Origin of the sequence: Pseudomonas sp. H1h (assembly GCF_000633255.1) — a bacterium.
Taxonomy (GTDB): Bacteria; Pseudomonadota; Gammaproteobacteria; order Pseudomonadales; family Pseudomonadaceae; genus Aquipseudomonas.
This window is the reverse complement of record NZ_AYMJ01000025.1, coordinates 116,376-140,448: the sequence shown is the minus strand read 5'-3', so window position 1 is coordinate 140,448 and position 24,073 is coordinate 116,376. Positions and strand designations below refer to the sequence as shown.

Here is a 24,073-nt window from a genome sequence, read left to right as displayed (position 1 = left end):
GCAGAAATCGTGGGCTAAACACAAATCAAAACTGTGGGAGCGAGCCTGCTCGCGAACGCGGTGTATCAGCCATCATTGATGTTGAATGTGAAATCGCATTCGCGAGCAGGCTCGCTCCCACAGGGGATATAGGTTGCTCAAAGGATGTTGGAGTAATCCGCCTCGATCCGGTCCAGGCTCAGGTGATTGAGGAAGTTGGAGAAGCACATCCACGCCGACAGCGCATTCATGTCGCGAAACTGTTCCGGCAGGTACTTCGGCGGCACCACCAGGCCTTCATCGACCAACTGACGCAAGGTCCGCATGTCCTCAAGCGTAGTCTTGCCGCAGAACAGCAGCGGCACCTGCTCAAGCTTGCCTTTACGCACGGCCAACTGAATGTAGTTGTAAACCATGATAAAGCCCTTGAGGTAGGACAAGTCTTTGGTGAATGGCAGGCCAGTCGGCGTCGAACCACGGAACACCCGGCTGGCGTTGCCATAGCTTTCGGCCATTTCAAAACCCTGCTCGCGGAAGAACTCGAATACCTGCAGGAAGTCCGCGCCCTCCTCGACCATGTGAATGGCGCGGGTGCGGTTGGTCAGTTTGCGCAGGCGACTCGGGTAGGAGGCGAAGGTGATGATTTCCATCAGGATCGCCAGGCCTTCCTGAGTCACCGTCGAGGAGGGTGGGCCTTTGGACAGGAAGGTGCAGATCGGCTGGTTCAAGCCATTGAGCGTGGTGCCCACGTGCACCAGGCCTTCGTGGACTTCCAGCGCGCGTACATCGCGGTCGTTGAACATCGCGTCGGTGCGGATCTTGATGTAGTCGGCCCCCGCCGCCGCGTCGGCCACGATACCGTCGGACTCGAACACGCGGATGGTTTCCTCGGCCTCGCCGAACACCTTGTTCAAACGCGTTTGCAGCAAGTGCACGGCGTCCTTGGCGGTGAGGATTTTCGGTTCGTCCTTCAGGTCGCCACGGCCATCGATGTTGTTCAGGTAGTCGGACATCATCAGGCCGAGGTCGGCCAGGGTCGGGTCACCGGCGTGGAACGCATCGGAGGCGGCGCCGTACAGTTCCTGCGAGATCAGACCGAAATCCTCGGTGCCGCGTGCTTCGAGCATGCGCACCACCATCCGGTATTCCTTGCACATGCGGCGCATGATCTGCCCGACCGGGTTGAACTGGCCGAGCTGACGGGTGATGTCGCGCTCGATGTTCTGGAATTCCAGTTTGACCTTGCTCGAATCGAAACTCAGTGGGCGGTTGAGGTAGTAGTCGCGATCCACCGCCGGCATTTCCTTGCCCTTGGCCTTGAGAAAACCCTTGCGGATGTTCTCGTCCCACTTCACCGCGTCGAGGACGCGAATCGGCGTCTGCGCCAGCACAATGCGATCGGACAGCGTGCGTATCGTCTGCTGGTAATCGTCCACCCGAAACTCCTGTAGAAAACGTGACGAACTGAATTATTTGGCCTTGGCCTGATGCTGGTAGCGCGCCGCTTCGACGAAGACGTCGGAATTGGCCGGGTCGTCGAGGTAAGCAAAGACCTTGTCGAGGCTGCTGTCGACCAGCACGCCGTCGCCATCGTCGGTCTGGAAGCCTTGACCGTCGAGGCTTTTCTGCGCGATGGCCTGGTTGATCTGTTCAAGATCGAGGTTGTAGATCACCAGTTCGTGCTTATCGGTAATCTCGAATCCGGCAATGGTGAAGTGCCCGCCGTACTGCGCCGGCACCTTCGCCGACAGATACCAGCGGCTTCCGTGGCGCGACACGGTGAACGGATAGGCTTCGCGTTCGCGGGGTCTGGCCTTGAAGTACGCGACCGCCTGATAGCGGTCGTTGCCCAGACGCGTCAGTTCCAGATTCATCGGCTCGCCCCAGGCATTGGTGCTCGACCACTTGCCCAACAACCCCTTGGGGGCCGGCTCACTGGCGGACAGCGGCTCCTTGAAGGTCACCAGACAACCGCTGAGCAGCAGGAACGACAGCGCGATCAGCACGCCACGCCAGGCTTTCATTCAACACTCCCTAGAACCTGAAACACCTTCCCATGTGGGAGCGGGCTTGCTCGCGAAAGCGGTTTCACATTCAACACTTCAGTTGACTGACCCACCGCATTCGCGAGCAAGCCCGCTCCCACAGGGGACCTCCATCGGCTATCAGACCGACGCCAGCACCAGATGCATATACCGCGTCAGAATCCCGAGCATGTCCTCTTCGGCCAAAGGCTCGGCGTCGTTGAGCAGGCCCTGATATTCCATCCGTCCGATAATCGCCGTCAACACCTTGGCATCCTGCTGCGGTTCGCGCGAGCCCAGTACCTGGAATAACTGGCAGGTGCCCTGTAGCAGAATCTGCTGATGCGAGCGCACCAGAATTGCCAAGCGCGGGTTGAGCAGTGCTTCCTGGCGGAACGCCTGCTCGGCCATCAGATGCTCGCGACGGTTGACCAGTTGCCGGTGCACGTAGTCGGCCATCAGCCGCGCGATATCGTCCGCCAGTTGCGAGCGCGACTCGGGACTGCCGTCACCACTGACAACCATCTCGCGCAGCAGGCCTTCGTTGTTGATCCACAGCTTGGCCATGTAAGCCGCGCTGCGTTCGACGTACTGGGCGAAGGTATCGGTGAGCAGGTCATCGATGTCCTTGAAGTAATAGGTGGTGGCCGACAGCGGCACTCCGGCCTCGGCCGCCACCGCCCGGTGGCGCACGGCGCGCACGCCGTCACGCACGACAATGCGCATCGCCGCGTCGAGAATGTCCTGACGACGCTGCTCGCTGCCCTGTCGGCTGGCCTTGCGGCCCTGGTACTGAACACTTTCAGCGACCGCAGTGGCGATACCCGCTGCACCTTCTTGAGCGATTGCAACCATCACGACTGGACTTCCTCTGCTATTTCAAAAGTAACCAATTGATACATTTGTACCAGACAGGCAATAAAAAGCCGCCTGTTTTAGGCGGCTTTTTAACTGAAACGTTTACGCTTGCGGTCGCATGTGCGGGAACAGGATCACATCGCGGATCGACGGCGAGTTGGTCAGCAACATCACCAGTCGGTCGATGCCGATGCCTTCACCGGCCGTTGGCGGCATGCCGTACTCCAGCGCGCGAACGAAGTCGGCGTCGTAGTGCATGGCTTCGTCGTCGCCGGCGTCCTTGTCGGCCACCTGCGCCATGAAGCGCTCGGCCTGGTCTTCCGCGTCGTTCAACTCGGAATAGGCGTTGGCGATTTCACGGCCACCGATGAACAGCTCGAAACGGTCGGTGACGTTCGGGTTGTCGTCGTTACGACGCGCCAGCGGCGACACTTCGAACGGGTACTGAGTGATGAAGTGCGGCTGCTCCAGCTTGTGCTCGACCAGCTCTTCGAAAATCATCACCTGCAGCTTGCCCAGGCCTTCGAAGCCCAGCACCTTGGCACCGGCCTTCTTGGCGATGGCGCGAGCCTTGTCGATGTCGTTCAGGTCATCGGCGGTCAGCTCAGGGTTGTACTTGAGGATCGAGTCGAACACCGACAGGCGCACGAACGGCTCGCCGAAGTGGAACACCTTGTCGCCGTACGGCACGTCGGTGCTGCCCAGCACCAACTGCGCCAGTTCACGGAACAGTTCTTCGGTCAGGTCCATGTTGTCTTCGTAGTCGGCGTAAGCCTGGTAGAACTCCAACATGGTGAATTCTGGGTTGTGACGCGTCGAAACGCCTTCGTTACGGAAGTTGCGGTTGATCTCGAACACTTTCTCGAAACCGCCGACCACCAGACGCTTCAGATACAGCTCAGGCGCGATACGCAGGAACATTTCCATGTCCAGCGCGTTGTGGTGGGTTTCGAACGGCTTGGCCGCAGCGCCGCCAGGAATGGTCTGCAGCATCGGCGTTTCGACTTCGAGGAAGTCGCGCTTCATCAGGAAGCTGCGGATGTGCGCGATCACTTGCGAACGCACGCGGAAGGTCTGACGCACTTCTTCGTTGACGATCAGGTCAACGTAGCGCTGACGGTAGCGCTGTTCGGTGTCGGTCAGGCCGTGGTGCTTGTCCGGCAGCGGACGCAGCGACTTGGTCAGCAGACGCACGCTGGTCATTTCCACGTACAGGTCGCCCTTGCCGGAACGGGCCAGGGTGCCTTCAGCGGCAATGATGTCGCCCATGTCCCAGGTCTTGACGGCGGCCAGGGTGTCTTCGGACAGGGTCTTGCGGTTGACGTAGACCTGGATGCGACCGGTCATGTCCTGGATCACCATGAACGAGCCACGGTTGAGCATGATGCGACCGGCAACCTTGACCGGAATTGCAGCCTCGGCCAGCTCTTCCTTGGTCTTGTCCGCGTATTTCTTCTGCAGATCTTCGCAGTAGTTTTCGCGGCGGAAGTCGTTCGGGAAGGCATTGCCCTTGGCGCGCTCGGCAGCAAGCTTTTCCTTGCGCAGGGCGATCAGGGAGTTTTCTTCCTGTTGCAGGGCTTGCGGGTCGAGTTGTTGGTCGCTCATGTCTTTAAATTTTCCATCACAGGTTCGTTGCCCCCAGCCTGCGGCTGGGGATCGCGGGCAGGCCCACTCCTGCAGGGATCGTGTTGAATCAGCGATCCTGCAGCTTATTTCTTACAGCCCCGATTTCAGGCTGGCTTCCAGGTACTCGTCGATGTCGCCGTCGAGCACCTTGTCGCAGTCGCTGCGTTCGATGTTGGTGCGCAGATCCTTGATCCGCGACGCATCGAGCACGTAAGAGCGAATCTGGTGACCCCAGCCGATGTCGGACTTGGTGTCTTCCAGCGCTTGCGACGCGGCGTTGCGTTTCTGCATTTCCTGCTCGTACAACTTGGCCCGCAGCATTTTCATGGCGGTGTCCTTGTTGGCGTGCTGGGAACGTTCGTTCTGGCAGCTGACCACGGTGTTGGTCGGTACGTGAGTGATACGTACGGCCGAGTCGGTGGTGTTTACGTGCTGACCACCGGCACCGGAGGAACGATAGGTGTCGATCCGCAGGTCTGCCGGGTTGATTTCGATTTCCACCTTGTCGTCGATCTCTGGCGAGACGAACACCGCGGAGAACGAGGTGTGGCGACGGTTGCCGGAGTCGAACGGGCTCTTGCGCACCAGACGGTGCACGCCGATCTCGGTGCGCAGCCAGCCAAAGGCGTATTCGCCCTTGATGTGCACGGTCGCACCTTTGATACCGGCGACTTCACCGGCCGACAGTTCCATGATCGTCGCGTCGAAACCGCGTTTGTCCGCCCAGCGCAGGTACATGCGCAGCAGGATGTTGGCCCAGTCCTGGGCTTCGGTGCCACCGGAGCCGGCCTGGATGTCCAGGTAGGCGTTGTTCGGGTCCATTTCATGGCTGAACATGCGGCGGAATTCAAGCTTGGCCAGGCTTTCTTCGAGACGGGCCAGCTCGGCGACGACATCGCCCACTGCGCCTTCGTCGTTTTCTTCGACGGCCATGTCCAGCAGGTCGCGGCAATCGGCCAGACCGGCGTTCAGTTCGTCGAGAGTGTCGACGATCTGCGCCAGCGCAGAGCGCTCGCGGCCCAGTTCCTGGGCGTATTCAGGTTTGTTCCAGACACTCGGATCTTCAAGCTCGCGATTGACCTCGGTCAGACGCTCATGCTTTTGATCGTAGTCAAAGATACCCCCGAATAGTTTCGGAGCGCTCGGACAGGTCCTTGATGGTGTTCAGGATCGGGTTGATTTCCATGACGGGCAGCACTCGTTGGCGAACTTTTGAAAGCCGGCGAGTATAACGTAATCACGCTGTCACGGCAGCCCGTCTGGCGGCTGTCGGGGCGAATCACTTGACATGGCCTGACGCAGAACCGCTGTGGGAGCGGGCTTGCTCGCGAAGGCGGCGTGTCAGGCAACAGCTACGTCGAGTGCCAAGCTGCTTTCGCGAGCAAGCCCGCTCCCACCGGAGGTTGTGTGTCTATTCAATACCGACCTGATTGCGGCCATTGTTTTTCGCCAGGTACAACCCGCGATCCGCCGCCGAGATCAGCAGCCGGCAATCGCTGCCCGCCTGCGGCACCATGGTCGCCAGGCCGATGCTGATGGTCAGGCTCGCCCCGTCACCCGGGGTATTGTGCGGAATCTTCAGGGCCGCCACGGTCTGGCGCAGTTTCTCCGCCACAAGCCGCGCGCCGCCCGGCGAGGTGTTCGGCAACACCAGAGCGAACTCCTCGCCGCCGTAGCGCGCCGGCAGGTCCGACGGTCGGGCGCTGGCGTCGCGGATCGCCGTGGCGACCTTGCGCAGCGCTTCGTCGCCTTCGACATGGCCAAAGCTGTCGTTGTAGGACTTGAAGTAATCGACGTCGATCATCAGCAGTGACAACTGGCTCTGATCGCGCAGCGAGCGGCGCCATTCCAGCTCCAGGTACTCGTCGAAGTGCCGGCGGTTGGACAGCCCGGTCAGGCCGTCGGAGTTCATCAGGCGTTGCAGCACCAGGTTGGTGTCGAGCAACTGCTGCTGGCTCACGCGCAACGCCCGGTACGCCGCATCCCGTTGCAGCAGGGTCATGTAGGAGCGCGAGTGATAACGGATGCGCGCCACCAGTTCGATGGTGTCCGGCAGTTTCACCAGATAATCGTTGGCCCCGGCGGAGAACGCCGCACTCTTGATCAGCGGGTCTTCCTTGGTCGACAGCACGATGATCGGGATGTCCTTGGTGGCCGGGTGATTGCGGTATTCGCGCACCAGGCTCAGGCCATCGAGCCCGGGCATCACCAGATCCTGCAGAATCACCGTCGGCTTGATCCGTACCGCCTGGGCGATGGCCTGGTGCGGGTCGGAGCAGAAGTGGAAGTCGATATTCTCTTCGTTCGACAGCCCACGGCGCACGGCTTCGCCGATCATCGCCTGATCGTCCACCAACAACACCATGGCGGCGTTTTCGTCGGTTTTAATGTCGTCGATCTGTAAATCATTCATGGGCGGTCACCTGAATACTGCGGGAGCCAGGATTGCGGAAAAAACTGTTCATTTGGGGAATACCTCCAGCAATCGTGGCGCTATCTTTTCCAGTGGACGGATTTCGACAGCTGCATCGATGGCTGCTGCGGCCTTGGGCATGCCGTACACCGCACTGCTTTGCTGGTCCTGCGCGATGGTCAGATATCCCTGCTGGCGCATGAGCTTAAGCCCTTGCGCCCCGTCGCGTCCCATACCGGTCAATAAAACCCCGACGGCATCGCCGTTCCAATAGTTGGCGACGCTTTCGAAAAACACGTCGATCGAAGGTCGGTAGATCTCGTTGACCGGCTCGGCGGTATAGGCCAGCGTGCCGTTTTTCAATAAGCGAATATGGTGATTGGTGCCCGCCAGCAGCACGGCGCCGGCTTGCGGCGGCTCGCCTTCACGGGCCAGGCGCACGTCCAGGCCGCTGGCGCTGGCCAGCCATTCGGCCATGCCGGCGGCGAACACCTGATCCACGTGCTGCACCAGCACGATGGCGGCCGAAAAATTGCGCGGCAGGCCCTTGAGCAGCACTTCCAGCGCTGCGGGCCCGCCGGCAGACGAGCCGATCGCCACCAGCCGCTTGCACGAGCCGGAGCTGCGCGGCGGGACCGGCGCCGGACGGGTACGGTTGGTCTTCTCACCAATCAGCCAGCCAATGTTGAGGATCTTGCGCAGCAACGGCGCCGCCGCTTCCTGCGCGTTGCCGGCACCGAGCGCCGGGGTATCCACCACGTCCAGCGCGCCGTGGCCCATCGCTTCGAAGACCCGGTGTACGTTTTGCTGACGGTCGACCGTGACAATGACGATGGCGCACGGGGTTTCGGCCATGATGCGCCGGGTCGCCTCTACGCCGTCCATCACGGGCATGATCAGGTCCATCAGAATCAGATCCGGGGTATTTTCGGCGCACAGTTGCACCGCCTCGGCACCATTTCTGGCGACCCAGATCACCTGATGCGCCGGCTCGAAGGCCAGCGCACGGCGCAGCGCCTCCACCGCCAGGGGCATGTCGTTGACGATTGCGATTTTCATGCCCGCGCTCCTCCAATGAGCTCAACCACTGCATCAAGCAGGGCGTCGTCATGAAAACTGGCCTTGGCTAAATAATAGTCCGCGCCGGCGTCCAGTCCACGACGGCGATCCTCTTCACGATCCTTGTACGAGACCACCATCACCGGCAGCGATTGCAGACGGTTATCACGGCGCAGCAGCGTAACCAGCTCGATGCCATCCATGCGCGGCATGTCGATGTCGGTGATCAGCAAATCGAAGTCCTCCGAACGCAATGCGTTCCAACCGTCCATGCCGTCCACCGCGACCGCCACGTCATAGCCGCGATTGAGCAGCAGCTTGCGTTGCAGTTCGCGCACGGTCAGCGAATCGTCGACCACCAGAATCCGTTTGCGCGCCACTTCAGCGGCCTGATTGCCGTGACGGGCGATGCGTTCCAGGCGCCCGGTATTGAGCAGTTTGTCCACCGAGCGCAGCATGTCTTCGACATCGACGATCAACACCACCGAACCGTCGTCGAGCAACGCCCCGGCGGAAATATCCTGAACCTTGCCCAGCCGCTCATCCAGCGGCAGCACCACCAGCGTGCGCTCGCCAACAAACCGCTCGACCGCCACACCGTAGATCGCGTCGCGCTCGCGGATCACCACGACCTTGAGGGTCTCGTCGCTGCTCTGGCTCAGTGGGCGATTGAGCAGTTGACTGGCGGCGACCAGCCCGACGTGCCGGCCTTCATGCCAGAAATGCTGGCGCCCTTCGACCTGTACGATGTCCTGCGGCTCCAGATCGCACATGCGCTCGATGTGCGCCAGCGGAAACGCGTAGGCCTCGTCTCCGACTTTCACCACCAGGCTGCGCACCACCGACAGGGTCAGCGGCACCTCAAGATGAAAACGGCTGCCCTCGCCTGCCGTCTGCTCCAGCACCACTGCGCCGCGCAATTGCCGCACCATGTGCTGCACCGCGTCGAGACCGACGCCACGCCCGGACACTTCGGTCACCGTATCGCGCAGGCTGAAACCCGGCAGAAACAGGAACGTCAGCAGCTCCTCTTCGCTCAATTGCGCCGCCGTTTCGGCTGGCGACAGCTGGCGCTCGACGATGCTGCGGCGGACTTTTTCCAGATCGACGCCATTGCCGTCATCGCTCAATTCGAGCACCAGCAAACCGGCCTGGTGCGAGGCGCGCAGACGGATCAGGCCCTCTTCGGACTTGCCCTTGAGCACGCGTTGCTCCGGGGTTTCGATGCCATGGTCGACCGCATTGCGCAACAGATGGGTCAGCGGCGCCTCGAGTTTTTCCAGCACGTCGCGATCGACCTGGGTTTTCTCGCCTTCGATTTCCAGCCGCACCTGCTTGCCGAGGCTGCGCCCCAGGTCTCGGACCATGCGCACCTGACCGGTGAGCACGTCGGCGAACGGACGCATGCGGCAGGCCAGCGCGGTGTCGTAGAGCACTTGCGCGCGCTGGCTGGCTTGCCAGGCGAATTCGTCCAGTTCGGCGTTCTTTTCCGCGAGCAATTGCTGGGATTCGGCCAGCAGGCGTCGCGCATCCTCAAGGGCTTCCTGGGCTTCGAGGCTCAGTGCGTGTTCCTTGAGGTGCACATTGAGACTTTCCAGCGCCCGCAGGCCATTGTTCTGCATGCGCTTGAGGCGCTGCATGGTTGCCAGATGCGGCTTGAGACGCTGGGTTTCGACCAGCGATTTGCTCGACAGATCGAGCAGGCTGTTCAAGCGTTCGGCCGTAACCCGCAGCACGCGCTCGCCACCCTCGGTGGTGCGCTTGTTTTTGCGCGGGGCCGAGTCGGCCATTTCCATGGGTGTGTCGATCACAGACACGGGCGGTGCGGGTGCAACCGGCGCAGGCGCAGGCGTCGGCGCCTGCAACTGCAATTCGGCCATGGGCGGCGCGGCCACCGCCGGTGGCGCCGACGGGTCGAGCAGACGGCCCATCAACGCCACATACGCCTCGATGTCCGCCGCTTGCGGGGCATTGGCCGGCGTGGCGATGCGCATCAACAGATCCGTGCCCTGCAACAACGCATCAATGTGTTCGGGGCGCAGCAACAGCCGCCCTTCCTGGGCACTGACCAGGCAATCTTCCATCACGTGGGCGACGCTCACACCGCTGTCGATGCCGACGATCCGCGCCGCGCCCTTGAGCGAGTGCGCCGCGCGCATGCACGACTCCAGATGATCGGCCTGGGTCGGGTTGCGCTCCAGCGCCAGCAGCCCACTGCTGAGAACCTGGGTCTGGGCTTCGGCTTCGAGGCTGAACAGCTCCAGCAGCGAAGCGTCGCGCATTTGCTCGGGGGTCATGTAAGGCTCCGGGTCACGGCGGACAACAACTGTTCTTCATCCAGCCAACGCAGGCTGCGCCCCCGGAATTGCAGGACACCACGGGTGTATTTGGCGCTGGCCGTGCTGCTGTGTTCACCACCGGCACGCGACGCAGCGTCGAGAATTCGTTCATCGATGGCGTGGATGCCATCGACCTCGTCCACCGGCACCACCACCGGCCCACCGTGGGCGGCGATGATCAGCATGCGCGGCATGATCCGCACACCAGTGGCCGGGGCGGCGTTGCCATCCAGATCGAGCAATTCGACCAGCGACAGGCAGGCCACCAGCGCCCCGCGCACGTTCGCCACACCGAGCAAGGCACGTGAGCGCTGATGCGGCAGCGAATGAATGGCCTGCATCGGCGCGACTTCCACCAGACTGCGGGTCGCCAGCCCCAGCCATTCTTCGCCGAGGCGGAACATCAGCAGCGAACGGGTTTTAACGTCATTTTCAACGGCCACAGCGACCGGATCGCGCTCGTCCTGCTGCAACGCATAACGGTCGAGCAGGCGCGTGGCAGCGGCGGAATACACCGCGCAGTTGCGGCAATGAATATGCTCGGCGAGCAACGGACACGACTTGTCGCCATGAATGCCCATGCGGTTCCAGCAATCATCGATGGCCCGGGCGTCTTCGTGGGTGACGTTCAAGGTGTCGGACGCGATCATCGTTTACGCTCACTGTCGGCGGTGCGGCCGCTGCGCGCGGCGCGTTCCTGCAATCGTCTGGCACCGGCGCTGTCGCCCTGGGCCTGCAGCAAGGCAGCCAGGTGCATCAACGCTTCGGGGTGTTGCGGTTCAAGGTACAAGGCCTTGCGGTAATAACTCTGGGCCTGGAGCGCGGAACCGGCCACGTCGCTGAGCAGGCCGAGCCAGTAGAACACCTGAGCCACCGGTTCGTGGCTGCGCAGGTACTGCTCGCAGGCCGCACGCGCTTCGGCGCTTTTGCCTTCGTTGGCCAGCGCGGCGATGTTCGCCAGCAAGGTCGCAGCGTCCGGGTTGGCGCTTTTGCTGCTGACCGGTAGCGGCGCGACGCCGGCAAACGGGCGCTGGCGCACCGGCGCTGGCGGCGGGCTGCGCAACGGTTGGCGCACCGGCAACGGCGTGGTCGTTGGCAGCGCCACGGGTTCGGGCAGCGGCTCAGTGTGTCGGCTGAACGCGAACGACTGCGGGATGCCGATCGAGCGCATCCCCAGACGCCCGAGCAGACTGCCCTCGGCCGGGCCGATGAACAGCACGCCGTCGACATGGGTCAGACGCTTGAGCACTTCGAAAACCTGCTGCTGGGTCGGCTGATCGAAATAGATCAACAGATTGCGGCAGAAGACGAAATCGAACGGCGGCTCGCTGGCCAACAGCGTCGGATCCAGCACGTTGCCGGCCTGCAGGCGCACCTGCTCGCGCACCGTTTCGTTGACGCGATGGCCGTCCTGTTCAACGCTGAAATGCCGCTCGCGAAAGTCCAGATCCTGGCCCCGAAACGAGTTCTTGCCGTACAACGCCCGCCGCGCCTTGTCCACCGACAGCGGGCTGACGTCCATACCGTCGACTTTGAACTGATGCGGTTTGAGCCCGGCGTCGAGCAAGGCCATGGCAATCGAATACGGCTCCTCGCCGGTGGAACACGGCAGGCTGAGGATGCGCAGTGCGCGCATGTTGTTCAATTCGTCCAGCCGTTTGCGCGCCAGCTTGCCCAGCGTGGCGAAGGATTCCGGGTAACGGAAAAACCAGGTTTCGGGCACGATCACCGCTTCGATCAGTGCTTGCTGTTCGTCCCGCGAGCCTTGCAGCAGTTGCCAGTATTCATCGCTGTGCGCTGCTTGCGACAGCGTCGTGCGCTGGCGCACTGCGCGCTCGATGATCGCCGGTCCCACCGAGGTGACATCCAGACCGATGCGTTCCTTGAGGAAATCGAAAAAGCGTTGGTCGCTGCTCATGGCTGCGCCTCAAACGGCGCCGGAAACAGCAGGCTGCGCACGGCGTCATCCAGCAGATCGTTGACCCGCACCCACTGCACCAGCCCTTGGGCATCTTCGCGCACCGGACCAAGGTACGGCGCCTGGCGGTTGTCCAGGCCATACGGCTGAAAGTCTTCGGGATTGCAGCGCAAGGTGTCGGTCGCCTGTTCAAGGATCAGCCCAAGCCAGCGCGGCGGCTGCAGTTCATCCGGGCGGTAATGCACCAGCACCAGCCGGGTGCTGGTGCGCGCCTCGGCGGGCTGGCCGAAGGTCAAGGCACTGAGGTCGATCGCCGGCACCACCGCGCCGCGATAGGCGAACACCCCGGCCACCCATGTCGGCGCCTGGGCAATCGGCTTCAACGGCAGGCGCGGCAGGACTTCGGCCACTTCGGTGGCGCGCAAGGCGTAACGCTCGTTGCCGATGCGAAACAGCAGGAACAACGCCTGCTTCGCCACCTCTGCGGCGCTGCGTTTGGCGGTGATTTCGCTCATCAGACTTTGAATCGCGAAACGCCGCTGCGCAGCCCGACGGCCACCTGGCTCAGTTCGTCAATGGCGAAACTGGCCTGACGCAGCGACTCGACGGTCTGGCTGCTGGCGTCGCCCAACTGCACCAGCGCATGGTTGATCTGTTCGGCACCGGTGGCCTGGGCCTGCATGCCTTCGTTGACCATCAACACCCGCGGCGCCAGCGCCTGCACCTGATGAATGATCTGCGACAGCTGCTCGCCGACCTGCTGCACCTCGGCCATGCCCCGGCGCACCTCTTCGGAGAACTTGTCCATGCCCATCACGCCGGCGGACACCGCCGACTGGATTTCGCGGACCATCTGTTCGATGTCGTAAGTGGCGACGGCGGTCTGGTCCGCCAGACGCCGCACTTCGGTGGCGACCACGGCAAAACCGCGACCGTACTCACCCGCCTTCTCGGCCTCGATGGCGGCATTGAGCGACAGCAGGTTGGTCTGGTCGGCAACCTTGACGATGGTCACCACCACCTGATTGATGTTGCCGGCCTTCTCGTTGAGGATCGCCAGTTTGGCATTGACCAGATCGGCCGCGCCCATCACCGAGTGCATGGTGTCTTCCATGCGCGCCAGACCTTGCTGACCGGAACCGGCGAGCACCGAAGCCTGATCGGCTGCGGTGGACACTTCAGTCATGGTGCGCACCAGATCCCGCGAGGTGGCAGCGATTTCACGCGAGGTCGCGCCGATTTCGGTGGTGGTGGCGGCGGTTTCGGTGGCGGTGGCCTGTTGCTGTTTGGAGGTGGCGGCAATCTCGGTCACCGAGGTGGTCACCTGCACCGACGAACGCTGGGCCTGGGACACCAGCGAGGTCAGTTCGGTCATCATGTCGTTGAAGCCGGTTTCCACCGCGCCGAACTCGTCCTTGCGGTCCAGATTCAGACGGCTGCTCAGGTCGCCGGTGCGCATGATTTCGAGGATTTTCACGATGCGGTTCATCGGCGCCATGATCGCGCGCATCAGCAGCAGGCCGCAGGCACCGGCAGCCAGCACGGCCACCAACAGCGAGACGAACATGCTGACCTTGGCCGCCGCCACGGCTTCGTCGATGTTGGCCATGGCCTGATCAGCGACTTTCTTGTTCTCGCCGATGATGTCGTTGAGTTTCATGCGGCCGGTGTACCAGGCCGGGGTCAGCTTCTCGCTGAACAGCTTGACCGCCTCGGCTTCCAGATTGCGCTTGTGCAGATCGAGTACCTGATCCTGAATCTGCATGTAGGTGTCGTGGTCTTTCTCGAACGCGGCGAATTCGACACGGTCCTCGTCGGTGGTCACGGTGTTGCGGTAGTTGGCCATCTGCTCTTGCAGACGGTTCTCGAACGCCTTGTAGTCCGCCGCATCTTCACTGCTGATGCCCTGCCCTTCCTTGAGACCCAGCAGCTCCTGGGTCTGCAGGTAGCTGTCGACCCACGCACCGCGGATCATCGAGCTGTAATAGACGCCGGGAACCGCATCGTCACGCACGCTGCTTTCACTGGTCTCGATTTTCAGCAGCCGGGAATAGGAAACGACGACCATCAGCAACATGATGGCGATAATCACCGCAAAGCTCGCCAAAATGCGTTGGCGCAACGTCCAGTTCTTCACAGTGAGTCCTCGTGCCTAAGTCGAAATGCGGGGAGTATAGCCGAGGGCGGTGTCTCATTTATAAGACGCTTTTTAACCCTCAGGCCTGCCGAGCGTGGATGGCCGGGAGGCTCTGGGGTGGGACTGTCCGACAATCAGGGGGCTGCGTGCCAGTGCTGAAATGGCAAAAAGGGGCGATGGATCGGTCATTACGGGTGCCGCGAGGCTAAAAACGCAATCGCGAGCAGGCTCACTCCTGCATCTGGAATGTGCTCCCTTGCAGGAGTGAGCCTGTTCGCGCAGGGGCCCGCCGGGTTTACCGCGTTGCCAACCGCACCTGTTTCTCCAGTTCTACCTTCAACCCCGGCTCCAGCTTCAGTTGCTTCGCCAATTCATCCAGATAGGCCTTCTCCATAAAGCTCTCTTCGTCCACCAGCATCACACTGGCGATGTACATCTCGGCGGCCATTTCCGGGGTGCTGGCGGCCCGGGCGACATCGCCAGGGTCGAGGGGCTTGTTCAGTTCGGCGTGCAACCAGTGCTGCAGTTCCTGGTCGTTGTCGAGCCGGGTGAACTCGCCCTCGATCAACTGACGCTCGCGGTCATCGATATGGCCATCAGCCTTGGCGGCAGCGACCAGCGCCTTGAGAATCGCCTGACTGTGTTGCTCGGCTTGCGCGGGCGGCAGTCGATCCAGCGTCTGCGGTTCGGTTTGCGGTGCCGTGCCTTTCTGGGCGTTCCAGTTGCCGTAGGCCTTATAGGCCAGCACACCGAGAGCGGCGAGGCCGCCGTAAACGGCGACTTTGCCGCCGACCTTGCGCGCCTTTTTGCTGCCGAGCAGCAGGCCCATGGCCCCGGCGGCCAGAGCTCCACCGCCCGCCCCCGAGAGCAAGCCACCCAGCGCACCGGAGCCTGAAGACCCGCCAAGCAAACCACCCAGCCCACCAGCCGCCGATTTGTTCTGCGCCCCGCCGGCCTTGTTCTGCAACAGGTCCTGGCCGGATTTGAGTAGTTGATCGAGCAATCCACGGGTGTTCATGTTCCGCCTCCAAACAGGGGTTATTCGGCTCTGTAAGGCCCTCAGCCTAGTTCGAAAGTGCCCTGACACTGCCCGCCAGAGTGCTTCCAGATGTTGCTTGATGTCCCTATGGTTAATCGCCCCCCTGCGAATCGCTGTGCATCTAAAAAATAGATATACACTCAGGCCAATTGATAAAAACCGCCCACCGGGTAGCCTTCTCATGATGACCCTGCGACAGATCCGTCACTTCATCGCGGTGGCCGAAACCGGCTCGATTTCCGCCGCCGCGCAAACCGCGTTCATTTCCCAATCGACCCTGACCCTCGCTATCCAGCAACTGGAAGAGGAGATCGGCGTCAGCCTGTTCAGCCGCCACGCCAAGGGCATGACCCTGACGCACCAAGGGCATCAATTCCTGCGCCAGGCGCACTTGATTCTGGCCACCGTGGATAACGCCAAGCGCAGCCTGCAACAAAGCACTGATCAGGTCGCCGGGCAGTTGATCGTCGGGGTGACAAGTCTGGTGGCCGGTTATTACCTCGCCGATCTGCTCACCCGATTCCAGCGCGCCTATCCCAACGTGGAAATCCGGGTGATGGAAGACGAACGGCCCTACATCGAGCACCTGTTGGTCAGCGGCGAGATCGATGTCGGCGTGCTGATCCTGTCCAACCTCGAAGACCGTCACGCCTTGCAGACCGAAGTGCTGACCCACTCGCCGCACCGCTTGTGGCTGCCAGCCCAGCATCCGCTGCTGGAACACGACAGCATCAACCTCGCCGATGTCGCTCGCGAACCGCTGATTCAATTGAACGTCGACGAGATGGATCGCAACGCCCAACGCCTGTGGCGCGGCGCCGGGCTGCAACCGAAGATCACTTTGCGCACGGCCTCGACCGAAGCGGTACGTAGCCTGGTCGCGGCGGGGCTGGGGGTGTCGATCCAGCCGGACATGACCTATCGCCCGTGGTCACTGGAGGGCGACATCATCGAGGCGCGGCCGATTGCCGACCTTAACCAGACTCTGGATGTCGGCCTGGCCTGGCGCCGTGGCACCGCGCGCCCGGCGCTGGTCGATCCGTTCCTGACCGTAGCGCGCGAGCAGCCTCACGGCGGGCGCAAGCCATCTATTTAATCGAATGCCACCTTCAGTATTTAGAATTTGTCGACCTCGGAGCCGCGCACTAGTCTTGCTGCATCTATAAGACGGTCGGCTCCCGGGCACGGGAGCAACAATGACCACACAAGAAAAGAGATCGCGGAAAATGGCTGGCGTGCAGACCCCGATGTGTACCGCGTTGTTGATCGACGGCGAACTGGTCGCCGGGCAGGGTTTTGTCGAACCGATCCTCAACCCGGCCACCGGAGAAATCCTCACGCACATCGCCGAGGCCAGCACCGAGCAGGTCGAAGCCGCCATCCTTGCCGCTCACCGAGCCTTTGCCGAATGGTCGCGCACCACGCCGCAGCAACGTTCCAACCTGCTGCTCGACATCGCCAACGCCGTCGAAAAACATGCCGACCACCTCGCCCGCCTCGAATCGCTGAACTGCGGCAAGCCGCTGCACCTGGCGCGTCAGGACGATTTGACCGCGACTGTCGATGTGTTCCGTTTCTTCGCCGGTGCCGTACGTTGCCAGACGGGCCAGCTCAGCGGCGAATACCTGCCGGGTTACACCAGCATGGTGCGTCGTGACCCAATTGGCGTGGTGGCCTCGATTGCGCCGTGGAACTACCCGATCATGATGGCCGCGTGGAAAATCGCCCCGGCCCTCGCCGCCGGCAACACCCTGGTGTTCAAGCCGTCCGAACACACGCCGCTGTCGATCCTCGCACTGGCGCCGGCACTGGCCGAAATCCTCCCGCGCGGGGTCATCAACATCATCTGCGGTGGCGGCGAAGGGGTCGGCAGCCACCTGGTCGGCCACGCCAAGGTACGCATGGTCTCGCTGACCGGCGATATCGTCACCGGCCAGAAGATCCTCCAGGCCGCGGCAAAAACCCTCAAACGCACGCATCTGGAACTCGGCGGCAAGGCCCCGGTGATCGTCTGCAACGACGCTGACCTTCAAGCGGTGGTCGAAGGCGTGCGCACCTACGGCTACTACAACGCCGGTCAGGACTGCACCGCCGCCTGCCGCATTTACGCGCAGGCCGGAATACACGATCAACTGGTCGCCGAACTCGGCGCTGCGGTCAGCAGCCTGCGCTTCGCCGGCAAACGTGACGCCGACAACGAAATCGGCCCGCTGATCAGCACCCGCCAGCGCGACCGCGTTGCCAGTTTCGTCGAGCGCGCCCTCGGTCAGCCGCACATCGAACGCGTGACCGGTGCGGCGGTGCATTCCGGTGCCGGTTTCTACTATCAGCCGACCTTGCTCGCCGGTTGCAAACAGAGTGATGAAATCGTCCAGCGCGAAGTGTTCGGCCCGGTGGTCACCGTGACCCGTTTCGAGGAACTCTCGCAGGCGGTCGACTGGGCCAATGATTCCGAATACGGCCTGGCTTCGTCGGTGTGGACACAGAATCTGGACAAGGCAATGCAGGTCGCCGCGCGCTTGCAGTACGGCTGCACGTGGATCAACAGCCATTTCATGCTGGTCAGCGAAATGCCCCACGGCGGGCTGAAACGCTCCGGATACGGCAAAGACTTATCCAGTGATTCGCTGCAGGACTACAGCGTGGTGCGGCACATCATGGCCCGCCACGGCCAGCATCTCTGACTACGCTAATAACAAGCCTAAAACGGCATGCTTCACCGCGTTCAAAACTGCCCCGACCATAATTTAAAGAAGAGGGTTCAACCATGTTCGTGCACAAGACCGCACTGCTCAGTGCAATCACCACGGCCTTGCTGGCCAGCGCCAGCCTGCAAGCTGCCGAGCCGTTGAAGGCCGTCGGCGCCGGCGAAGGTCAGCTGGATATCGTGGCCTGGCCGGGCTACATCGAACGTGGCGAGAGTGACAAGGCCTATGACTGGGTGACCGGTTTCGAGCAGGAAACCGGCTGCAAGGTCAACGTGAAAACCGCCGCCACTTCCGACGAAATGGTCAGCCTGATGGCCAAAGGTGGTTACGACCTGGTCACCGCGTCGGGCGATGCGTCGTTGCGGTTGATCGTCGGCAAGCGTGTGCAACCGATCAACACCGCGTTGATCCCGAACTGGAACACCCTCGACCCGCGCCTCAAGGATGCGCCGTGGTACGTGGTCAACAAGCAGACCTACGGCACCCCGTACCAGTGGGGCCCGAACGTGTTGATGTACAACACCAACGTGTTCAAGACGCCGCCGACCAGCTGGAACGTGCTGTTCGATGCGCAGAACTTCCCCGACGGCAAGCCGAACAAGGGCCGCGTGCAGGCGTATGACGGGCCGATCTACATCGCCGACGCGGCGCTGTACCTGAAGACTGCCAAGCCTGAACTGGGGATCAAGGACCCATACCAACTCACCGAAGCCCAGTACAAAGCCGTGCTCGATCTGTTGCGTGCGCAGCAGCCGCTGATCCACCGCTACTGGCACGACACCACGGTGCAGATGAGCGACTTCAAGAACGAAGGCGTGGTCGCCTCCAGCGCCTGGCCGTATCAGGTCAACGGCTTGATCAACGAGAAGCAGCCGATTGCCTCGACCATTCCGAAAGAGGGCGCCACCGGCTGGGCCGACACCACCATGCTGCACGCCGAGGCCAAGCACCCCAACTGCGCGTACAAGTGGATGGACTGGTCGCTGAAACCGAAAGTCCAGGGTGACGTGGCGGCGTGGTTTGGTTCGTTGCCGGCCGTTCCCGCGGCGTGCAAGGAGAGCGAACTGCTCGGCGCCGAGGGCTGCAAGACCAACGGTTTCGACCAGTTCGACAAGATCGCCTTCTGGAAAACCCCGCAGGCTGAAGGTGGCAAGTTCGTGCCATACAGCCGCTGGACTCAGGACTATATCGCGATCATGGGCGGCCGCTAAAAGTCATTCCGGTAGCTACTGCGCGTCGACCAGCCGCACCCGGGCAGTGCTCGCCTCCTCACGTACTAACGTACGCTCCGGGGGCTGCGCGCTGGCCGGACACGGCTAATCGCCGCTCGCTACGCTCCCGAAACGACTTTGCCCCGTCGACCTTTATCAAAAGCAAAACTGAAATTCGAAAGACTGATTTTTCAGAAGTCCAGGCAGGGCCGCTGCGACGGCCCGTGCCTTTTTGGAGTACCGCACCATGACGCTTGCAGTCCAGTTCACCAACGTCTCCCGGCAATTCGGCGAGGTGAAGGCCGTTGACCGGGTTTCCATCGACATCAAGGACGGCGAGTTCTTTTCCATGCTTGGCCCTTCCGGCTCAGGCAAAACCACGTGCCTGCGCCTGATCGCCGGGTTCGAACAACCAAGTACCGGTTCGATTCGCATCCACGGCGCTGAAGCGGCCGGCCTGCCGCCGTATCAGCGCGATGTAAACACGGTGTTTCAGGATTACGCGCTGTTCCCGCACATGAACGTTCTCGACAACGTCGCCTACGGTTTGAAAGTCAAAGGCGTGAGCAAAACCGAGCGCCACAAGCGCGCCGAAGAGGCGTTGGACATGGTCGCCCTCGGCGGTTACGGCGCCCGTAAACCGGTGCAGTTGTCCGGCGGTCAGCGCCAGCGTGTGGCCCTCGCCCGCGCCTTGGTCAATCGCCCGCGCGTGCTGCTGCTCGACGAACCGCTGGGTGCACTCGACCTGAAACTGCGCGAACAGATGCAAAGCGAACTGAAGAAGCTGCAACGTCAGCTCGGCATCACCTTCATTTTCGTCACCCACGATCAGACCGAAGCGCTGTCGATGTCCGATCGCGTGGCGGTGTTCAACAAGGGTCGTATCGAACAGGTCGACACCCCGCGCAATCTGTACATGAAACCGACTACCACGTTCGTCGCCGAATTCGTCGGCACTTCGAACGTGATTCGCGGCGATCTGGCGCGCCAGCTCAGCGGCCATCCGCAGCCGTTTTCGATCCGCCCGGAACACGTGCGTTTCGCAGAGGGCCCGCTCGCCAGCCATGAAATAGAAGTCAGCGGCCTGCTCCACGACATTCAATATCAGGGCAGCGCCACACGCTATGAACTGACGCTGGAAAACGGCCAGACCCTGAGCATCAGCCACGCCAACAATCAGTGGATCGACAGCAGCGCGCAACACCAGACCGGCCAGCGCCTGAACGCGCGTTGGGCGCGGGAAGCGATGATTCCGTTGCACGACACCGTTGCCGGCGGGGTGTGACATGAGCACGCTCGCGATGACTCAATCGCCGCCCTTTCGGCGGTTTTCCAACCTGCTCTATCGCAAGCCGAACCTGTATTTGTCGCTACTGCTGGTGCCGCCGCTGCTGTGGTTCGGGGCGATCTATCTGGGCTCGTTGCTGGTGCTGTTGTGGCAGGGTTTCTACACCTTTGACGACTTCACCATGGCGGTCACCCCGGACCTGACCCTGGCGAACTTTGCCGCGCTGTTTCAGCCGTCGAACTTCGACATCATCCTGCGCACGCTGAGCATGGCCATCGTGGTGTCGATCGCCAGCGCCATCGTCGCCTTCCCGATTGCCTACTACATGGCGCGCTACACCACCGGCAAGACCAAGGCGTTTTTCTACATCGCGGTGATGATGCCGATGTGGGCCAGTTACATCGTCAAGGCCTACGCCTGGACATTGCTGCTGGCCAAGGGCGGTGTGGCGCAGTGGTTCGTGCAGCATTTGGGGCTGGAGCCGGTGTTGCAGTTCATTCTGGGGATTCCCGGTGTGGGTGGCAGCACCTTGTCGACCTCGCACTTGGGGCGGTTCATGGTGTTTGTGTACATCTGGCTGCCGTTCATGATCCTGCCGATTCAGGCTTCGCTGGAACGCCTGCCGCCGTCGCTGTTGCAAGCCTCCGCCGACCTTGGCGCGAAGCCGCGACAGACCTTTATGCAGGTGATTGTGCCGCTGTCGATTCCCGGGATTGCGGCGGGCTCGATCTTCACGTTCTCGCTGACGTTGGGTGACTTCATCGTGCCGCAACTGGTGGGGCCGCCGGGTTACTTCGTCGGCAGCATGGTTTATGCGCAGCAAGGTGCGATCGGCAATATGCCAATGGCCGCGGCGTTCACGCTGGTACCGATCGTGCTGATCGCCATCTACCTGTCCATCGTCAAACGACTGGGGGCCTTCGATGCACTCTGACAAAGCATCCATAGGGCTGAAAATCGCAGCCTGGGGCGGATTGGTGTTTCTGCACTTCCCGATCCTGATCATCTTCCTCTACGCCTTCAATACCGAGGAAGCCGCGTTCAGCTTCCCGCCGCAAGGCTTCACGTTGCACTGGTTCAGCGTGGCGTTTTCGCGGCCGGACGTGCTGGAAGCGATCAAGCTGTCTTTGCAAATCGCTGCCATCGCCACATTGATTGCGATGGTGCTCGGCACACTGGCTTCGGCAGCGTTGTACCGCCGCGATTTCTTCGGCAAACAAGGTATTTCGCTGATGCTGATCCTGCCGATTGCGTTGCCGGGGATCATCACCGGCATCGCCTTGCTGGCGACGTTCAAGACACTGGGGATCGAACCGGGGATGTTCACCATCATTGTCGGCCACGCGACCTTCTGCGTGGTGATCGTCTACAACAACGTCATCGCCCGCCTGCGGCGTACTTCGCACAGTTTGATCGAGGCCTCAATGGACCTCGGCGCCGACGGCTGGCAGACCTTCCGCTACATCATCCTGCCAAACCTGGGCTCGGCATTGCTGGCCGGCGGCATGCTGGCGTTTGCGCTGTCGTTCGACGAAATCATCGTCACCACGTTTACCGCAGGCCATGAGCGCACGTTGCCGCTGTGGTTGCTCAATCAACTGAGTCGCCCACGGGATGTGCCGGTGACCAACGTCGTCGCGATGCTGGTGATGATGGTGACCATGCTGCCGATTCTGGGCGCGTATTACCTGACGCGCGGTGGCGAGAGCGTCGCGGGCAGCGGCGGCAAATGAATCCATAACAGACACCCCCAGTGGGAGCGAGCCTGCTCGCGAAGAGGCCGTCACCTCCGGCATTGATGTCGACTGACACACCGCTTTCGCGAGCAGGCTCGCTCCCACAGTTTGAATCCGGTTACGGCAGAAAAATAATAGATTCGAAGAGGACTACCCCATGCAAACCAAACTCTTGATCAACGGCCACCTGGTCAACGGCGAAGGCCCGGCGCAACCGGTGCTCAATCCTTCGCGCGGCGAGGTGTTGGTGGACATCAACGAAGCCAGCGAAGCCCAGGTCGATGCCGCCGTGCGCGCCGCCGACAACGCGTTTGCCGAGTGGTCGCAAACCACGCCGAAAGACCGCTCGTTGCTGCTGCTCAAACTCGCCGACGCCATCGAAGCCCATAGCGCAGAACTGGCCAAACTCGAGTCCGACAACTGTGGCAAACCCTACAGCGCCGCGCTGAATGACGAGATTCCGGCGATTGCCGACGTGTTTCGTTTCTTCGCCGGCGCCAGCCGTTGCATGAGCGGTTCGGCCGGTGGCGAATACCTGCCCGGCCACACCTCGATGATCCGCCGCGACCCGGTGGGCGTGATCGCCTCCATCGCACCGTGGAATTACCCGCTGATGATGGTCGCCTGGAAAATCGCCCCGGCGCTGGCTGCCGGTAATACCGTGGTACTCAAGCCGTCGGAACAAACCCCGCTGACCGCGCTGCGCCTGGCCGAACTGGCGTCGGAAATCTTCCCGGCTGGCGTACTCAATCTGGTGTTCGGGCGTGGGCCTACCGTTGGCAGCCCGCTGGTCACGCACCCGAAAGTGCGCATGGTCTCGTTGACCGGTTCGATCGCCACGGGCGCCAACATCATCTCCAGCACCGCCGACAGCGTTAAGCGCATGCACATGGAATTGGGCGGCAAGGCGCCGGTGATCATCTTCGACGATGCCGATATCGATGCCGCAGTCGAAGGTATTCGCACCTTTGGTTTCTACAACGCCGGGCAGGATTGCACCGCTGCTTGCCGGATCTACGCGCAACAAGGCATCTACGACAAGTTCGTCGAGAAACTCGGCGCGGCAGTCAGCAGCATCAAGTACGGCTTGCAGGATGACCCGTCGACCGAGCTGGGGCCGCTGATCACCGCGCAGCATCGCGACCGCGTCGCCGGGTTTGTCGAGCGTGCGGTGGCGCAATCGCACATTCGTTTGATTACCGGTGGCAAGGCTGTCGAGGGCAATGGTTTCTTCTTCGAACCGACGGTGCTGGCCGATGCGCAGCAGGACGACGAAATCGTCCGTCGCGAAGTGTTCGGGCCGGTGGTGTCAGTGACCAAATTCACCGATGAAGCGCAGGCGCTGGAATGGGCCAACGATTCGGACTACGGCCTCGCCTCCTCGGTGTGGACGGCGGATGTAGGACGCGCGCATCGCCTGTCGGCACGTTTGCAGTACGGCTGCACCTGGGTGAACACGCACTTCATGCTTGTCAGCGAAATGCCGCATGGCGGTCAGAAATTGTCCGGTTACGGCAAGGACATGTCCATGTATGGGCTGGAGGACTACACCACGGTTCGGCATGTGATGTTCAAGCACTAAACGTCAAAAGCTTCGCGAGCAAGCCCGCTCCCACATTTGAAACGCGTTCCCCTGTGGGAGCGAGCCTGCTCGCGAAGGCGTCACCCCGGTTTCAGGAAGGAAACCGGCTCTGCGCACCACCAGGATTCAACACCTGACAATAACTACCGACCCGGG

20 protein-coding genes are annotated in these 24,073 nt (G+C 61.8%); 7 read left to right on the top strand and 13 right to left on the bottom strand.

The window, feature by feature from the left end; translation table 11 throughout:
* Positions 1-137: 137 nt before the first annotated feature.
* The 13 genes from U862_RS0121050 to U862_RS0120985 form a co-directional block, all read right to left on the bottom strand.
* Entirely contained in the window at positions 138-1,415 is a 1,278-nt protein-coding gene (locus U862_RS0121050; RefSeq protein WP_025112225.1) for a flavohemoglobin expression-modulating QEGLA motif protein, read from the bottom strand.
* A gap of 33 nt (positions 1,416-1,448) precedes the next feature.
* Positions 1,449-2,003: a hypothetical protein gene (locus U862_RS0121045; RefSeq protein ID WP_025112224.1), complete on the bottom strand. Its 555-nt coding sequence runs from the start codon at positions 2,001-2,003 to the stop codon at positions 1,449-1,451.
* A 141-nt stretch (positions 2,004-2,144) separates the two neighbouring features.
* A complete protein-coding gene (locus U862_RS0121040; RefSeq protein ID WP_029977755.1) occupies positions 2,145-2,858 on the bottom strand; it encodes a TetR/AcrR family transcriptional regulator in 714 nt (237 codons plus the stop codon).
* Between the two features lie 105 nt (positions 2,859-2,963).
* Positions 2,964-4,466, bottom strand: coding sequence for a lysine--tRNA ligase (gene lysS / locus U862_RS0121035; protein WP_016983551.1), 1,503 nt, complete (start codon positions 4,464-4,466; stop codon positions 2,964-2,966).
* Positions 4,467-4,577: 111 nt separating this feature from the next.
* Positions 4,578-5,673, bottom strand: a protein-coding gene (gene prfB / locus U862_RS0121030) for a peptide chain release factor 2 (protein ID WP_099093329.1) whose coding sequence is annotated in 2 segments (ribosomal slippage) — positions 4,578-5,600 and positions 5,602-5,673 — 1,095 coding nt in all. Because the reading frame shifts where the segments join, the coding sequence is not laid out codon by codon here.
* Positions 5,674-5,898: 225 nt separating this feature from the next.
* Entirely contained in the window at positions 5,899-6,900 is a 1,002-nt protein-coding gene (locus U862_RS0121020) for a diguanylate cyclase domain-containing protein (RefSeq protein WP_025112221.1), read from the bottom strand.
* 48 nt (positions 6,901-6,948) lie between these two features.
* A complete protein-coding gene (locus U862_RS0121015) occupies positions 6,949-7,959 on the bottom strand; it encodes a chemotaxis response regulator protein-glutamate methylesterase (protein WP_025112220.1) in 1,011 nt (336 codons plus the stop codon).
* Positions 7,956-10,256 (bottom strand): hybrid sensor histidine kinase/response regulator, encoded by a 2,301-nt coding sequence (locus tag U862_RS0121010; RefSeq protein WP_025112219.1) that lies wholly within the window; start codon positions 10,254-10,256, stop codon positions 7,956-7,958. Before U862_RS0121010 ends, U862_RS0121015 begins: the two co-directional genes overlap by 4 nt.
* The gene (locus tag U862_RS0121005; protein ID WP_025112218.1) at positions 10,253-10,948 is read right to left on the bottom strand and encodes a chemotaxis protein CheW; all 696 of its coding nucleotides are present in this window, start codon (positions 10,946-10,948) and stop codon (positions 10,253-10,255) included. The genes U862_RS0121010 and U862_RS0121005 overlap by 4 nt, the downstream gene beginning before the upstream one ends.
* Positions 10,945-12,216 (bottom strand): protein-glutamate O-methyltransferase CheR, encoded by a 1,272-nt coding sequence (locus U862_RS0121000; protein ID WP_025112217.1) that lies wholly within the window; start codon positions 12,214-12,216, stop codon positions 10,945-10,947. Before U862_RS0121000 ends, U862_RS0121005 begins: the two co-directional genes overlap by 4 nt.
* Entirely contained in the window at positions 12,213-12,731 is a 519-nt protein-coding gene (locus U862_RS0120995) for a chemotaxis protein CheW (RefSeq protein ID WP_025112216.1), read from the bottom strand. The genes U862_RS0121000 and U862_RS0120995 overlap by 4 nt, the downstream gene beginning before the upstream one ends.
* Complete coding sequence (locus U862_RS0120990; protein WP_025112215.1) at positions 12,731-14,353, bottom strand: methyl-accepting chemotaxis protein; 1,623 nt, start codon at positions 14,351-14,353, stop codon at positions 12,731-12,733. Before U862_RS0120990 ends, U862_RS0120995 begins: the two co-directional genes overlap by 1 nt.
* 295 nt (positions 14,354-14,648) lie before the next feature.
* On the bottom strand, positions 14,649-15,371 hold the full coding sequence (locus U862_RS0120985; RefSeq protein ID WP_025112214.1) for a tellurite resistance TerB family protein: 723 nt from the start codon (positions 15,369-15,371) through the stop codon (positions 14,649-14,651).
* A 202-nt stretch (positions 15,372-15,573) separates the two neighbouring features.
* On the opposite strand from U862_RS0120985, the gene U862_RS0120980 reads away from it, so the two are divergent.
* From U862_RS0120980 to U862_RS0120950, 7 genes are all read left to right on the top strand, one after another.
* Positions 15,574-16,488 carry a LysR family transcriptional regulator gene (locus U862_RS0120980; protein WP_007967749.1) on the top strand — a complete coding sequence of 305 codons (915 nt, stop codon included), beginning with the start codon at positions 15,574-15,576 and terminating at the stop codon, positions 16,486-16,488.
* A 130-nt stretch (positions 16,489-16,618) separates the two neighbouring features.
* Positions 16,619-18,076, top strand: a complete 1,458-nt coding sequence (locus tag U862_RS0120975; protein WP_025112213.1) for a gamma-aminobutyraldehyde dehydrogenase — start codon at positions 16,619-16,621, stop codon at positions 18,074-18,076.
* 83 nt (positions 18,077-18,159) lie between these two features.
* Positions 18,160-19,311, top strand: coding sequence for a putative ABC transporter substrate-binding protein YdcS (gene ydcS, locus U862_RS0120970; protein ID WP_025112212.1), 1,152 nt, complete (start codon positions 18,160-18,162; stop codon positions 19,309-19,311).
* 247 nt (positions 19,312-19,558) lie between these two features.
* A complete protein-coding gene (locus tag U862_RS0120965) occupies positions 19,559-20,596 on the top strand; it encodes an ABC transporter ATP-binding protein (protein WP_025112211.1) in 1,038 nt (345 codons plus the stop codon).
* 1 nt (position 20,597) lies between these two features.
* Positions 20,598-21,533, top strand: a complete 936-nt coding sequence (locus U862_RS0120960; RefSeq protein ID WP_025112210.1) for an ABC transporter permease — start codon at positions 20,598-20,600, stop codon at positions 21,531-21,533.
* Positions 21,523-22,332: an ABC transporter permease gene (locus U862_RS0120955; RefSeq protein ID WP_025112209.1), complete on the top strand. Its 810-nt coding sequence runs from the start codon at positions 21,523-21,525 to the stop codon at positions 22,330-22,332. The genes U862_RS0120960 and U862_RS0120955 overlap by 11 nt, the downstream gene beginning before the upstream one ends.
* Before the next feature lie 160 nt (positions 22,333-22,492).
* Entirely contained in the window at positions 22,493-23,917 is a 1,425-nt protein-coding gene (locus U862_RS0120950) for a gamma-aminobutyraldehyde dehydrogenase (protein WP_025112208.1), read from the top strand.
* The last annotated feature ends 156 nt before the right edge of the window (positions 23,918-24,073 follow it).

Bases quoted from the DNA above. Each gene is read 5' to 3' on its own strand.
- U862_RS0121045 (WP_025112224.1), bottom strand. From the start codon at position 2,003: ATGAAAGCCTGGCGTGGCGTGCTGATCGCGCTGTCGTTCCTGCTGCTC.
- U862_RS0121040 (WP_029977755.1), bottom strand. From the start codon at position 2,858: ATGGTTGCAATCGCTCAAGAAGGTGCAGCGGGTATCGCCACTGCGGTC.
- lysS (WP_016983551.1), bottom strand. From the start codon at position 4,466: ATGAGCGACCAACAACTCGACCCGCAAGCCCTGCAACAGGAAGAAAAC.
- U862_RS0121020 (WP_025112221.1), bottom strand. From the start codon at position 6,900: ATGAATGATTTACAGATCGACGACATTAAAACCGACGAAAACGCCGCC.
- U862_RS0121015 (WP_025112220.1), bottom strand. From the start codon at position 7,959: ATGAAAATCGCAATCGTCAACGACATGCCCCTGGCGGTGGAGGCGCTG.
- U862_RS0121010 (WP_025112219.1), bottom strand. From the start codon at position 10,256: ATGACCCCCGAGCAAATGCGCGACGCTTCGCTGCTGGAGCTGTTCAGC.
- U862_RS0121005 (WP_025112218.1), bottom strand. From the start codon at position 10,948: ATGATCGCGTCCGACACCTTGAACGTCACCCACGAAGACGCCCGGGCC.
- U862_RS0121000 (WP_025112217.1), bottom strand. From the start codon at position 12,216: ATGAGCAGCGACCAACGCTTTTTCGATTTCCTCAAGGAACGCATCGGT.
- U862_RS0120995 (WP_025112216.1), bottom strand. From the start codon at position 12,731: ATGAGCGAAATCACCGCCAAACGCAGCGCCGCAGAGGTGGCGAAGCAG.
- U862_RS0120985 (WP_025112214.1), bottom strand. From the start codon at position 15,371: ATGAACACCCGTGGATTGCTCGATCAACTACTCAAATCCGGCCAGGAC.
- U862_RS0120980 (WP_007967749.1), top strand. From the start codon at position 15,574: ATGATGACCCTGCGACAGATCCGTCACTTCATCGCGGTGGCCGAAACC.
- U862_RS0120975 (WP_025112213.1), top strand. From the start codon at position 16,619: ATGGCTGGCGTGCAGACCCCGATGTGTACCGCGTTGTTGATCGACGGC.
- ydcS (WP_025112212.1), top strand. From the start codon at position 18,160: ATGTTCGTGCACAAGACCGCACTGCTCAGTGCAATCACCACGGCCTTG.
- U862_RS0120965 (WP_025112211.1), top strand. From the start codon at position 19,559: ATGACGCTTGCAGTCCAGTTCACCAACGTCTCCCGGCAATTCGGCGAG.
- U862_RS0120960 (WP_025112210.1), top strand. From the start codon at position 20,598: ATGAGCACGCTCGCGATGACTCAATCGCCGCCCTTTCGGCGGTTTTCC.
- U862_RS0120955 (WP_025112209.1), top strand. From the start codon at position 21,523: ATGCACTCTGACAAAGCATCCATAGGGCTGAAAATCGCAGCCTGGGGC.
- U862_RS0120950 (WP_025112208.1), top strand. From the start codon at position 22,493: ATGCAAACCAAACTCTTGATCAACGGCCACCTGGTCAACGGCGAAGGC.